At 52.1% G+C, this 11,884-nt stretch carries 18 protein-coding genes and 1 pseudogene; 12 read left to right on the top strand and 7 right to left on the bottom strand.

All coding sequences use genetic code 11. The features are described 5' to 3' along the window. Positions 1-2: 2 nt before the first annotated feature. The 7 genes from C4N24_RS15425 to C4N24_RS13445 all read right to left on the bottom strand — a co-directional run bounded on the left by C4N24_RS15425 (position 3) and on the right by C4N24_RS13445 (position 3,796). On the bottom strand, positions 3-170 hold the full coding sequence (locus tag C4N24_RS15425; protein WP_181573097.1) for a hypothetical protein: 168 nt from the start codon (positions 168-170) through the stop codon (positions 3-5). A gap of 109 nt (positions 171-279) precedes the next feature. Further along, positions 280-444, bottom strand: a complete 165-nt coding sequence (locus C4N24_RS15420) for a hypothetical protein (protein ID WP_181573098.1) — start codon at positions 442-444, stop codon at positions 280-282. A 55-nt stretch (positions 445-499) separates the two neighbouring features. Beyond that, complete coding sequence (locus tag C4N24_RS15415; RefSeq protein ID WP_181573097.1) at positions 500-667, bottom strand: hypothetical protein; 168 nt, start codon at positions 665-667, stop codon at positions 500-502. Positions 668-776: 109 nt separating this feature from the next. Continuing rightward, positions 777-920, bottom strand: coding sequence for a hypothetical protein (locus C4N24_RS15410; RefSeq protein WP_181573096.1), 144 nt, complete (start codon positions 918-920; stop codon positions 777-779). A 67-nt stretch (positions 921-987) separates the two neighbouring features. Further along, positions 988-2,346 (bottom strand): radical SAM protein, encoded by a 1,359-nt coding sequence (locus tag C4N24_RS13455; protein WP_112091826.1) that lies wholly within the window; start codon positions 2,344-2,346, stop codon positions 988-990. 11 nt (positions 2,347-2,357) lie between these two features. After that, a complete protein-coding gene (locus tag C4N24_RS13450) occupies positions 2,358-3,098 on the bottom strand; it encodes a hypothetical protein (RefSeq protein ID WP_112091830.1) in 741 nt (246 codons plus the stop codon). Positions 3,099-3,124: 26 nt separating this feature from the next. Next, a complete protein-coding gene (locus tag C4N24_RS13445; RefSeq protein WP_097839743.1) occupies positions 3,125-3,796 on the bottom strand; it encodes a TetR/AcrR family transcriptional regulator in 672 nt (223 codons plus the stop codon). A gap of 370 nt (positions 3,797-4,166) precedes the next feature. Between C4N24_RS13445 and C4N24_RS13440 the strand changes: the two genes are divergently transcribed. The 12 genes and pseudogenes from C4N24_RS13440 (at position 4,167) to C4N24_RS13385 (ending at position 11,311) form a co-directional block, all read left to right on the top strand. Continuing rightward, positions 4,167-4,529 (top strand): helix-turn-helix domain-containing protein, encoded by a 363-nt coding sequence (locus C4N24_RS13440; RefSeq protein ID WP_112091825.1) that lies wholly within the window; start codon positions 4,167-4,169, stop codon positions 4,527-4,529. A gap of 1 nt (position 4,530) precedes the next feature. Then, the gene (locus tag C4N24_RS13435; protein ID WP_181573095.1) at positions 4,531-5,100 is read left to right on the top strand and encodes an IS630 family transposase; all 570 of its coding nucleotides are present in this window, start codon (positions 4,531-4,533) and stop codon (positions 5,098-5,100) included. A 58-nt stretch (positions 5,101-5,158) separates the two neighbouring features. Continuing rightward, positions 5,159-5,434 (top strand): GTP-binding protein, encoded by a 276-nt coding sequence (locus C4N24_RS13430; protein WP_112091823.1) that lies wholly within the window; start codon positions 5,159-5,161, stop codon positions 5,432-5,434. A 66-nt stretch (positions 5,435-5,500) separates the two neighbouring features. Beyond that, positions 5,501-6,139, top strand: a complete 639-nt coding sequence (locus tag C4N24_RS13425; RefSeq protein WP_112091822.1) for a YczE/YyaS/YitT family protein — start codon at positions 5,501-5,503, stop codon at positions 6,137-6,139. Positions 6,140-6,375: 236 nt separating this feature from the next. Then, on the top strand, positions 6,376-6,903 hold the full coding sequence (locus tag C4N24_RS13420; protein WP_112091821.1) for an isochorismatase family protein: 528 nt from the start codon (positions 6,376-6,378) through the stop codon (positions 6,901-6,903). A 10-nt stretch (positions 6,904-6,913) separates the two neighbouring features. Then, positions 6,914-7,441 (top strand): O-acetyl-ADP-ribose deacetylase, encoded by a 528-nt coding sequence (locus C4N24_RS13415; RefSeq protein WP_112091820.1) that lies wholly within the window; start codon positions 6,914-6,916, stop codon positions 7,439-7,441. A gap of 3 nt (positions 7,442-7,444) precedes the next feature. Then, positions 7,445-8,110 (top strand): DNA/RNA nuclease SfsA, encoded by a 666-nt coding sequence (gene sfsA / locus C4N24_RS13410; RefSeq protein WP_112091819.1) that lies wholly within the window; start codon positions 7,445-7,447, stop codon positions 8,108-8,110. A 78-nt stretch (positions 8,111-8,188) separates the two neighbouring features. Continuing rightward, positions 8,189-8,914, top strand: a complete 726-nt coding sequence (locus tag C4N24_RS13405; protein WP_112091818.1) for a MerR family transcriptional regulator — start codon at positions 8,189-8,191, stop codon at positions 8,912-8,914. 105 nt (positions 8,915-9,019) lie between these two features. Further along, complete coding sequence (locus C4N24_RS13400; protein ID WP_055185761.1) at positions 9,020-9,397, top strand: desulfoferrodoxin family protein; 378 nt, start codon at positions 9,020-9,022, stop codon at positions 9,395-9,397. A gap of 279 nt (positions 9,398-9,676) precedes the next feature. Then, positions 9,677-9,778: pseudogene (locus C4N24_RS15690) on the top strand (DUF523 domain-containing protein); the annotation flags it as partial. Beyond that, positions 9,778-10,257 (top strand): hypothetical protein, encoded by a 480-nt coding sequence (locus C4N24_RS13390; protein WP_112121356.1) that lies wholly within the window; start codon positions 9,778-9,780, stop codon positions 10,255-10,257. The pseudogene C4N24_RS15690 and the gene C4N24_RS13390, both read left to right, overlap by 1 nt. Before the next feature lie 16 nt (positions 10,258-10,273). Continuing rightward, positions 10,274-11,311, top strand: coding sequence for a PocR ligand-binding domain-containing protein (locus tag C4N24_RS13385; RefSeq protein ID WP_112091816.1), 1,038 nt, complete (start codon positions 10,274-10,276; stop codon positions 11,309-11,311). Positions 11,312-11,884 lie beyond the last annotated feature (573 nt).

The raw sequence follows: 11,884 nt of genomic DNA, 5'->3' as shown, positions 1-11,884 counted from the left end.
CGTCACGCGAAAGAAAGTATTGCAAACAAAACGGATTCAGGACATAATTTATCTTGCTTGCTTGCTTGCTTGCTTGCTTGCTTGCTTGCTTGCTTGCTTGCTTGCTTGCTTGCTTGCTTGCTTGCTTGCTTGCTTGCTTGCTTGCTAAGCATTATCGCTGTTTGCTTCATAAAGTCAAGTCCTCGCTTCCATTTTGGAAAAAATCTATGTCAGCGCCCTTTGCAGGGCAAGGAAAATCGGGTAGGACAGGCCGCCGAAACGGTCTGCCCCTTTCTGAAATCAACCCACATCGAACTCCCAGCAGTAACTCGAACAGCCGGGCTTATCAGTTCCGCAGCCCCAACCGCCAATGCTGGCATCCATGCCATTGCAGCCGCTGGTCGTAATAACGTCCTCGTTCTCAAATTCGATGACTTCCATCTGAGCCTTTGCATACTTTTCCATGTTTGCACACCTCCTTTCGCAGAAAATTTCTATGTGAAGCAGCTGTTACACCGCGTCACGCGAAAGAAAGTATTGCAAACAAAACGGATTCAGGACATAATTTATCTTGCTTGCTTGCTTGCTTGCTTGCTTGCTTGCTTGCTTGCTTGCTTGCTTGCTTGCTTGCTTGCTTGCTTGCTTGCTTGCTTGCTTGCTTGCTAAGCATTATCGCTGTTTGCTTCATAAAGTCAAGTCCTCGCTTCCATTTTGGAAAAAACTATGTCAGCACCCTTTGCAGGGCAAGGAAAATCGGGTAGGGCAGGCCGCCGAAACGGCCTGCCTGCTGCAGGAGATCAAAGACCTTGACCGGGGTAGTTCGGGTCGTTTGAGCCAAAACCGGGGCCGTAGCCTTCGATGGTGCAATTGCCGCTGGTCGTGATGACGTCCTCGGCCTCGAACTCGATGACTTCCATCTGAGCCTTGGTATACTTTTCCATGTTTGCACATCTCCTTTCGCAGAAAATCTCTATGTGAAGCAGCTGCTGCGCCGCGTCACGCAAAGGGTCAGCAGTCCGGGTGAGGTTCTTCCTCATCGATCTGCTCTTTTTTCAGCCATGCGTTGTAGGTTTTTTGCATGGACTTTAACAGGTGTTCTTTGTACTCCGCCCGCAGTTCTTCAAAACATTCTTTCTGTTCAGCACACTTTTTCAGACGGATACATTCGGGGTAATAGAAGCAGGTTTTGCACTCCTCAATCGGCTCCCAGTATTCTCGAAAACTTTGGATGACAGAACGCTCTGACGCTTTCCCATCAAGGCTTCCCACAAAGTTGTCCTCGCTGTAGTGTTCACACAGCCCAAGTTCCCCGTTCGGCAGGATCGTAAGGGAACCGCCGCTATCCGCCATGCATTGCCGGATACGCAGTTGTTGGCGCAAATAGTACGATGCCCCGATTCCGTAATCGTCCAGTTTTTTGCGGAGCTGCTGCTGTTTTTGATAGAGCTGACGCCGTTCTTCTTGGGCACGGATATGTGTTTTGCTGCCTGCAAACTCAAACAAGGTATGGCTGTAAACCGAAAATTTACCTTTACCTCCGAAGCGCTCGTGCAGTTCATCCGCCAGTTCCATCAGATTATCGGCGTTGTGCTCGTCCATGTTCAGCCGGATATGGACGGAAACCCCTGCATCCAGCAAACGCTGGATATTTGCCAGTACCACCTGATAGGGGCTTTTGCCATCCTTATAAATAAATGCCTTGCTGCGGTTATAAATTTCCTCCGTACCGTCCAGCGTGATCTGCACGCTCTTCAACTTCCAATGGGAAACCGCTTGTTCTACGGTAGCGCCGTCAAACAGGTATCCGTTGGAGATCATCATGGATTCGTACACGATGCCCTTTTCAGCAAGGTCGGTGCAGATGATGTCAATGACCTGCTTATTAAAAAGCGGCTCACCGCCAAACCAGTGCAGATGGACCTTTTCGCCGCCGCAATGCGCTGCAATATATGCCGCCGCCTTATGGGCGGTTTCGTCGCTCATGGGAATCCGGGAACGCCCCATCTCATAGCAGTAAAAGCACCGGGCGTTGCAGTCCGTAGTAGTAAAAATGGTATAGCATGTAATATGCTCCGGTTCCTTCCACATCGTGCGGCGGATAAACCGCACCTGGTCGGCATATTTCATGTCGTCCATCTCCTGCGGTACGCGAAACCAGCTGCTGCGCAGTTCAGCCACGACATCCGGTGCGGTATACTCCTCCTGCGTGAGCAGAAGCAGCGCTCGTGTCAGGGTGTGGAACACCAGCACACCGCCCTCGACCGGCTGGGCAACAACGTATGTCATCCAGCGCAGGCCGTGCTCTGCCGGCTTCGGCTTGCCAAGGATCTTGATCGTATTACCAGACGGCGGCAAAATGGTTTGCATATGCGTTCCCTCTATTCGTTGTTCATTCCGTGGTAGGCCACCTGTGCGGCCTCCGGTTCCATGTTGCAGCCCAGCCGGTACAGCGGCACGCTGCTGCCCAACCGATCCACCAGAGCCAGCGTTTTTTGTGCCCCAATCGGGGAACATGGGCGGTAGCTCTGCTGGCAGAGCATGGGTAATGCCGCCTTTTTGTCGATGCGCTGGATTGAGTTTTCTGTGTTGCGGGTCAGGATGCAGACAGCTTTCAGCGGGCAGGAGGTGTTGGTACTGCGGTGGTGCTTGCCGTCCCACGGCGTTCCGTAAACAGTCACGCCCTGTGCGCTGATTTTCAGCAGGGGCTTGTCATCGTTGATGAACACTGCCCGTTCACCGAACCACTTTTTCCAAAGCTGGGTGTGGGTGCTTTTGCCTGTGCCGCTTTTGGCGGTGAACAGGTAGGCTTTGCTGTCCACGCTGATGCAGGAGCCATGAAACAGCAGGGTGTCCCATTCTAAAAGCCGCTCTACGATTTTGCGGTACAGTGCCAGCGTTTCCAGATATTCATCGGAAAAGTTCCCCGGCGCGTGTCCTTCCACCGCAGCTTCCCGGTCGTTTTTTTCTCGTTCAAACGCAATATCAGCGGGAGTGACTGCGACTTCAAACGATGCGGGTGCATCGGTCAGATAATTTTTGCAAAAGGTGCGGGTCTGCTCATACAGCGCCGAAACACCAATGACCTGTCCCGCCAGTGCAATGCGAAACGACACCCTCATACACAGCACTCCCTCACTTTCCTGCATTATACTTCGCCGCCTGTTTTTTCTCCCTGGCACCATAGCAACAGCATCTCTTTCAGATGAAGCAGTTCCTGGGTATGGTCATCTTTGGGGTCATTGAGCCATACAAGCCCTTGTGCGTATCGCTCTGCCATGCTCAGCATCGTGATAGATGATGTGATAAACATTTCCTCTTCCGGGATATCCGTGCGGATGCTGCCATCAACTTTTGCCCGCTCATACATTCCATGAAACAGGAGCTGCATGGGTTTGAGTACATCCAGATGTTCCCGGAGTTGCTTATCCTCCATATTTCCGCGGCGGTTCATATAGGTTTTATATTCACCGCTGAATCGCAGTACTTCCGGACGGTTCTTGTACAAAGCAATCATCCTATCGGCGTAAAACTCAATGCCCTGATAAGCAGTAAAATGCTCAAAGTGATTGGTTCCGGGGTCTCCCAGAGCCTCCTGCCATACTTCATCCCACACCTTTGCACTGATGGCGATGAGCAATTTTTCTTTCGTCAGAAAATATTTGTACATCGTTGCAGGGCTGACATTTGCAGCGTCTGCCACTTTTTGCAGGCTGACAGTTTCGATTCCGTTCTGAGAGAACAGTCGGAATCCCGCTTCGATCAACTGATTTTTCCGTCGGTCAGCTTCACGCTTGTCACGTTCAATGTTTCTTGGCATCTCATCACTCCGGTTTTATTACACTGCTCTCATTCGTAGAGTAACGCTCTACTTGTTGGTGATTATACTCGCGGAATGCCGATTTGTCAATATAGAGCAAATATTATCCTGAACGGAAATCAGACACTTTGCAGTCTTACACGATTACAGCCCGGAAATAGATAAGTACCTTACCATCCATTGCTATCAGCCCGAACCCGGCTATTGCGCCTGCGTGCTGCAAGTGACGGATCGATAAATCGAATAAAAATAATATATGTCCTTGCCCCGCGCTGCCAGTGCCTTTCTTATAGCAATTTTCAATAATACAGCACAGCTCTTTAACTTTTGAGAAAAAAGAGGTATAACAGAGGCAAAGAAGGTGAGAGTTATGCTGCACAATGAAGCCCGAAAACTGATTTTGGAAGCATACGATAAGGGCATCAGCGTAAAAGAATTGGCAAAGTGTTTTTCAGTAAACACCTGTTCGATCTACCGTTTGCTGAAGCGTCGAAACAAAACAGGAAGCTACGAAACTCAAACGAATCTCCGTGGAAAGAAGCCCAAATTGTCAGATGCGGATCATCAGCACATTCTTTCACTTCTGGAGAAACAGCCGGATATCACTTGTCTGGAGATCATTGAAACGTTGAATTTGTCTGTCAGCATTGATACTGTCTGGCGTTTTCTTCAGAAAGCAGGATACCGCCATAAGAAGAAATCGCTTCATGCCAGCGAACAGGAGCGTCCCTGATGTGGCCGAGAAGAGGAAAAACTGGAACGGCCTTATATCTGGGTTCAGTGCAAGTGACCTTGTATTTCTGGATGAAAGCGGCTGCAATACGGATATGACAAGGCGGTATGCCTATTCATTTGGTGGAAATCGAGCCGTTGACTCTACTCCGCTTTCCAAGCCGAAGAATACGACTATTCTGTCATCCATCCAGTTAAACGGGACATTACACTATACGACTTTCTCAGGCGGAACGACCGTGGAGAGGTTTAAGCAGTATCTGGAAGCCGATTTGCTTCCTCATCTGAACAGCGATTCTGTCCTCGTAATGGATAACATGAAATCGCACCATGCAAAGGCGGTAAAAGAACTACTGGACAGTTCCGGTGTTCGATACATTTATCTTCCACCGTATAGTCCTGACCTGAATCCCATTGAAAAACTCTGGTCGAAGGTGAAGGCTCTTTTGTGTAAATTCAAGGCTAGGACACTGGATGCTCTTCCGAATGCAATCCAACATGCTTTTCAGACTGTTTCCCCTTCTGACTGCTCAGGCTGGTTTCGCTCCTGTGGATATATGCCTTATTTCTGAAAACTGCTATAGAAGCGGGTAACGCCAACCGCATAAGGCCTTTGGTTCGGCCTACTTTTTGGAGCTGGGCCTCTCGTGCCAGCAGCTCGAACAGAATATCTCGGCCCTCTTCACCGACCCCGCGTGCGGCCATGTGCTGCGGGCGAAAGGCTTCGTACAGGACGAGAACGGCTGGGTGGAGCTGAACGCCACCGCCGACGGCCTGACGGCAAACGCTATCCCCAAGGGGCAGGAAGTGCTCATCGTGATCGGAGAGGGGCTGGAGAAAGAACGGATCGAGGTGAGATTAAAGGGGCAAGGCGGATCCCCCGTATATCGTTGTATCTTTCCATAAATAGTTTGTCTCCCGCCCAAAGTAGGCGTATAATAGGGGAAAAGAAACGCTAAAGGAGAATCCCCTATGAACGGCACCGCATTGCGCAAACCGACTGCCCGGCGGGTGGTGGGCATGGTGGCGGGCATCGTCATCATCGCCCTTGGCATTGCGCTTTTCAAGCAGTCCCACCTCGGCAACGACTCCATCAGCGCCCTGAACATGCGGCTGGCGGAGCTGCTCGGCATCTCGCTGGGCACCCAGAACCTGTGCACGAACATCCTGTTTTTCCTGCTGGAATTCTGGTTCGGGCGCAAGTACATCGGCCTTGGCACCTTCGTCAACGGCATCTGCATCGGGTACATCGTCACGGCGTTCTATGACCCCATTCACGCCCACTTCGGCGACGCGCCGTCGCTGGTGGTGCAGTTGGCGTGGGTCATCGCGGCGGTGCTGGTCACGGCGCTGGGCGCTTCGCTCTACCAGACCGCCGACCTCGGCATTGCGCCCTACGATTACCTTTCCCTCGGTCTGCGGGACTACACACCCTGCCCGTACTTCGGGTGCCGCATCTTCACCGATGCGCTCAGCGCCCTGCTGTGCTGGCTGCTGGGTGGCCTTGTGGGCCTTGGCACCTTGATCTGTGCGTTCTGCCTTGGGCCCTTCATCCAGTTCTTCGATCGGACGTTCTCCCAGAAGGTGCTGCAATATAAACCGAACAATTGAGAAAACCCGCGGCGTCAAATCATACGCTGCGGGAGTCTTTTTTATTGCTGCCGTTAAGCAGAAAATGAAAATGAAGGAGATTTATCTTTCAAAACCGCCTGTGGACTGCTGCGGCGATGGGAAGCCATAACAAACCCATCAGACAGGCTTTGGAAAAAGTAAATTTTTCGAATCTGCTTGTAGAAAACGGCGGTCTATGGTAGCATGAAATCAAAGAAAAACAGGAGGGCTTACACATGGTTTTACTGGTTGTGGATACACAGAAAGGTATCGTGGATGAACGCCTGTATGCGTTTGAAAAGTTTGTCAGCAACATCAGGAAACTAATCCGGACTGCCCGCGAACAGGGAATCGAGGTCGTCTATGTCCAGCATGACGATGGGCCCGGCACCGGTTTCTCCATCGGGGACGATGAATTTGAGGTCTATTCCGGGTTTGCACCGCTGCTGACTGAAAAACGGTTCGTCAAAACCGTATGCAGTGCGTTCAAAAAAGAAAGCGGTCTGCTGGAATATCTGACGGAAAAGGGCGAAAAAGATGTGATGGTCTGCGGCATCATGACCGACTTCTGCATCAATGCAACGGTGGAGGCGGGCTTTGAGCATGGCCTGCACATGATCGTTCCTGCCTATGCAAATTCCACGCAGGACAACGAGTACATGACAGGGGAGCAGAGCTACCACTATTACAATGAATTCCTCTGGCCGAACCGCTATGCCGATTGTGTGCCCATGGACAAGGCGCTGGAGCTGCTCAAAAAGTGAGGTGTTTACAATGATTTCCGAAAAAGTCAAAAATCAAATTCATGTGGAGCAGGGCGACATCACTAAGCTGGACTGTGACGGCATCGTGAATGCGGCCAATCGCAGTCTGCTGGGCGGCGGCGGTGTGGATGGTGCCATCCACCGGGCAGCAGGGCCGGAACTGTTGGCGGAGTGCCGCACGCTGCACGGCTGCCGCACCGGAGAAGCAAAAATCACCAAGGGATACCGGTTGAAAGCAAAGTACATCATTCATACGGTAGGCCCGATATATTCCGGCACAGCAGAGGATGCCGCGCAGCTGGCGGACTGCTACCGCAATTCGCTGAACCTTGCCAAAGAGCATGATGTCCATAGCATTGCGTTCCCGGCAATTTCGACCGGCGTGTATGGCTACCCGCTGGAGGATGCCACAGAGATTGCAGTCAAAACAGTGGCACAGTGGCTGGAAGATCACGCGGATTACGCCATGCAGGTGATTCTCTGCTGCTTCGATGCCCGGACGGCGCAGGCGTATCAGACAAAAATGAAAATGGAGTAAAGATTGAAATACAGAGAAATCGTAGACGGCATTTTTGTTGACCGTCCCAACCGCTTTATTGCCCATGTGGAAGTGAATGGAGCAGTGGAAACCGTCCATGTCAAGAACACCGGGCGGTGCAGGGAACTGCTGCTGCCCGGTACTGCGGTGCGGCTGGAAGTGTCGGACAACCCGAAACGCAAAACAAAATACGACCTTGTGGCGGTACACAAGCAGGGCCTCGGCTGGGTCAATATGGACAGTCAGGCACCCAATAAGGCGGTAGGGGAGTGGCTTGCAAAACAGGGCTACGACTATATCAAGCCGGAATTCACCTATGGGAAGTCCCGCATCGACTTTTATATGGAAAAGGGCGAGCAAAAGTATCTGATGGAAGTCAAGGGCTGCACACTGGAAGTGGACGGTATCGGCTACTTCCCGGATGCACCTACCGAGCGCGGCGTGAAGCACCTGCACGAGCTGGCGCAGGCACAGCAGGCAGGGTATCGGTGCGCAGTGGCTTTCGTGATTCAGATGGAAGGCATCACCGAGGTGCGGCCGAATGTCAGCACACAGCCGGAGTTTGGTACGGCACTGGCCGAAGCAAAGGCCGCAGGTGTGCGGGTGCTGTTTCTGCTCTGCCGTGTGGGGCGTGACAGCTTGGAAATCGTGGAGCAGAGGGAAGGCTGAAAAATTTTTCAGAAAACCTCTTGACCCTGACGCAGCGTCATAGCGTATACTGTGGCTGTCGCAAGGGAGGACAGCAAGATGATGACAGTGAACGAAGTGAGCAAGCGGACCGGAGTGAGCATCCGGACCCTGCAATATTACGATAAAATCGGTCTGCTGCGCGCGGCGGGCCGTACCGAAGCAGGCTATCGGCTGTATGATGATGCCGTGCTGGAACGTTTGCAGCAGATCTTATTGTTCCGGGAACTGGAATTTCCGCTGAAGGACATCCAGAAAATCGTGGAGAATCCTGCTTTTGACCGGCAGAAAGCACTGGAACAGCAGATCACACTTCTGACATTGAAAAAGCAGCATCTTGAAGATCTGATCGGCCTTGCGCAGAAAATTCGATCCACAGGAGGAATGGTTATGGACTTTACCGCATTTGATACGCAGAAGATCAAAAAGTATACCGAGCAGGCCAAAAAGGAATGGGGCGAAACACCGGAATACAAAGAGTTTGAGGAAAAAACTGCCCATAAGACCGAGAAAGAAGTCAAGGACATGAGCAGTCAGCTGATGGACATCGTGGCGGCATTCGGCGGGATGCAGAGCAAAGACCCGGCGGACTCTGAAGTGCAAGCACAGGTGAAGAAGCTGCAGGAGTTTATCACAGAGCACTACTATAACTGTTCCAAGGTGATCCTGAATCAGCTGGGGCAGATGTATGGGGCAGGCGGAGCATTTACGGAAAACATCAATGCTGCCGGCGGTGCCGGTGCCGCAGAATTTGCGCAGAAAGCCATTGAGATTTATTGCAAGTGAGCCCAAAAACGCTTTGCGTGATTCAGTTACAGAAAACATAAATAGGAAATGTTATCATATAGATACAAGAAACACACCGATAACATTCCGATGGAGGATTTCGATATGAAGGCAAAGTTTTACATCTGCAATCACTGCGGCAACCTCGTCACTACCATCCATAACGCAGGCGTTCCGCTGGTCTGCTGCGGGGAGAAAATGAAAGAACTGGTTCCCAACACGGTGGAAGCCAGTGGCGAGAAGCATCTGCCGGTGGCAGAGCTTTCCGGCAGTCGTCTCACGGTCACAGTGGGCGCAGTGGAGCACCCCATGGCGGATGTTCACTATATTCAGTGGATTTTTGTGGAGACTGAGAACGGCGGGCAGATCCGCTATCTGAATCCGGGGCAGGCTCCCAACGCGGTGTTTGAACTGGGAAGTGAAAAGCCGGTGGCCGTTTACGCATACTGCAATCTGCATGGGCTCTGGATGACGAAACTCTGATACAATTAATGCAAACGGGGAGTGATTTGATGTCACTCCCTGTTTTTTGATGAGAACTTTATGCGGTTCTTTTGGTTCGGAACTGTGTGCAAATAGGGTGGATGCACCGCATAACAACCATCTGAGGGAAAGACTGACGTTTCTTGCACAGGAATTAGAAAAGATTACGGCGGACCTCCCGGTATGGGGATAGGAAAAAGCAGAATCCTCTTTTTCAATGCCCAAAAGCGTGGTAGAATAGGGAAAAGATTCAGTATCTGAAAAACGGAGCGCGCAACAATGAAGATTCTGGTCAGCGCCTGCCTGCTGGGCGAAAACTGCAAATACAGCGGCGGAAACAATTACAATCAGGCGGTCTGTGATTTTGCGCGGGGGCACAGATGGTGTACCTCCCGGCGGACGATTATGAGAACTACCGCGAGGATTTTTATCTCAGCGCGCTGACGGGCACTGACGGCCTGACCGCCGTGAACCTCCGCCCTGAGACGGTGTATGTCGCCGACGGCGTTACGCTCATCCCGGTCAGTGCCGGGCGCACCGCTGTGAGCTTCACCAACGCCCTCGGATACAGTCTCCGGCGGCTGAGCATACGTGTCACGGACACGGCGGTGCACTCCATTCCCGAGTGCGGCATTGCGGGGCACTGCACAGCGGACGATGCGGCGCGCAGCAAGTGCCGCAGCTGTCAGAAGCCGCTGTGCAATGGTGAAGCGCACGGCGTGGGAGTATGTGAGTACGAGCATCTGTGGGTGCAGAAGAGCTACACCGCCGCCACCGCCACCACGGTCGGGCACTCCGTCGCGGAGTGCATGACCTGCGGCATAGTGAACGAGCGGGTATTCCCTGCAACCGGTGGATGAGAAGGGATTTATCAAGATGAGTAAGGGCAAATTCGACATAAAATCCATATTGGACATTCCCCGCTGGGAGGCGGTACAGGATCAGCTCGCAAAGGCGACAGGCACCGCTATAATCACGATAGACTACAAGGGGACGCCCATCACGAAGCACAGCATGCGCACGGATTTCTGCAGTATCATCCGCGAAAACCCCATATCCTGCAAACGCTGCCAGAAGTGCGATTCGCTCGCCGGGCTGGAGGCGGTACGCCTCAATCAGCCGTTCATCTATCTGTGCCACTGCGGCATTGTGGATGTCGCCGTACCGATAACCGTTGGCGATCAATACCTCGGCGCAGTGATGTTCGGGCAGGTGCGCATCTCGAACGGCTCCGACGCGGGAGTGGAGCGCCTTGTCAACGAGATAAGCGCAGTCCATACCGACGACGCGGTGAGCGCCTTGCAGCCCGATCTGCGCGAGCTGTACCAGCGTCTGCCCGAGATGGAGTATGAGCGCATACGCGGTATCGCGGACATGATAAATGCCATTGTGCAGTATATCGTCGCCTGCGCCGTTGACAATCGCGCGCGGATGATGAGCTATGAATGGCGGCTGAGAAGTCTTCCGGGAGATGTTCACGCTGCCGGTGCAGACGTCCCTGTAGAGATACACGCGCTCACCGGCAAGGAGGAGTGCATTGGCGTGGAAGAGACCGTTCAGAAAAGCAGCATGGTATACCCCGCCGTCGTATACATAGAAGAGCACCTGCACGAGATAATACCCATGCACGAAATGGCATCGCTCTGCCTCCTGAGCCGCAGCTATTTCTCGCGCCTTTTCCAGCATGACATAGGCGAGAATTATACCGACTACGTCAACCGCCGCAAGGTGGAGCGCGCAAAGGAGCTGCTGCGCAGCACGCCCGACAGCGTTAGCGCCATCGCCTCCGCGCTCGGCTTTTTGGACGTGAGCTATTTTGTCAAGCTCTTCAAGCGTTTCGAGGGCGTGACCCCGCTGACATACCGAAAGCTGAAGAGGAGCAGCAGCGCTGCCCCCTCCCTAGGAAAAATTTAGCATTTATTGCATCGTCGATACACGATATAAAAAACAGCAGCGTCCGGCTTGACAGAATCGAAGCCGGACGCTAAAATATTAAGTGAAAAGGGTGCTGTAGCAAGCGGTTAGCCCGGATAAATGGTGTTTACATGAGAAAGCTCAAGAAACCGTCACTTGCCAGAGTGACGGTTTCTTCTTTTAATGATAAACTGGAACATCAGCTTACGCAGTGTTGTAGTTATCGTCAAACGCATATGCTTCACCTCCTTTGCGGAGATGTAGCTAACCGCCGTTACGCGGCATAAGCTTGCGTTGCCGCGCGCTCATGCCTGCCGTTGTGCAGCACTGTGGTACATATATGTACCACAGTCAGAATAATACGCACGGCGGCAAAATACAGCATTTTTTTGCAAATCCGCTCTTTATCCCAAAAAAAGCAGCACAGAATGTCAGGAACTTTCCGTGCTGCTTTTTTGCTGTTGTCCACTCGTTCGGACGTATGCCGCGGTTAGCACGCTTTTGTAGTGTTTGTACAAATTAAATAAAATATTTTTGTAAATGATGATATTTTTTCAAATTATATGCGCATAT

Origin of the sequence: Faecalibacterium prausnitzii, assembly GCF_003287405.1 — a bacterium.
Taxonomy (GTDB): domain Bacteria; phylum Bacillota; class Clostridia; order Oscillospirales; family Ruminococcaceae; genus Faecalibacterium; species Faecalibacterium intestinale.
Note: the sequence above shows the minus strand (reverse complement) of the source record. Positions and strands in the feature narration are given on the sequence as shown.